General features: G+C 42.0%; 1 protein-coding gene and 1 pseudogene. Both read left to right on the forward strand.

Going from position 1 to position 533, the window contains the following annotated elements; translation table 11 throughout:
* A pseudogene (locus ACFIQC_RS10235) lies at window positions 1–260 on the forward strand (hypothetical protein); the annotation flags it as partial.
* Between the two features lie 24 nt (window positions 261–284).
* Entirely contained in the window at window positions 285–467 is a 183-nt protein-coding gene (locus ACFIQC_RS10240) for a hypothetical protein (RefSeq protein ID WP_375612546.1), read from the forward strand.
* Window positions 468–533 lie beyond the last annotated feature (66 nt).

The raw sequence follows: 533 nt of genomic DNA on the forward strand, positions 1-533 counted from the left end.
ATCCATTGACGCTGAAAGCTGGGAATACATTGACGAAACAGGAGGAAGAGCAAACCTTAGATGCTTGCAATCGTCTACAAGCGTTGCTCTCTGTGAAAGCTTCAGTTAAGCAAATTGGGCAAGCTTCTTTCCTACTCTCAAGCATGAGAGTCCCTGCGAATACAGACGTCAAAGCCGTCGTTTTATCCTATGGCATGATGCTGGACCGCATTTCGTCATATGCTATGAAAAAGGGCGTCGAAAATATCGTAACGGGTTAAGCAATTGGGATATCAAAAACATTTATGCCAACTTGTGGAGAGCTTTTAACTTATTGCCAGACAGTAGAAAACACCCTTCTTTCAAAAGCCGAAAGTGTACGCAAGACTGTTTTGAGCACCCGTGAAAAAAGGCTGAAAGAAAAGGCAATGAGAGAGAATTCAAGACCACTCACGTTGGTTGAAAAGCAAAAGCTTGAAGGAATTTAAATGGTCTTGGGGGAACAGTGAAAAACATTGCAGGTTAGTAAACTAGTGAAAAGCGCTGATCATTTT

The organism is Bartonella sp. AA126HLJHH (assembly GCF_042197425.1).
Taxonomy (GTDB): Bacteria; Pseudomonadota; Alphaproteobacteria; order Rhizobiales; family Rhizobiaceae; genus Bartonella.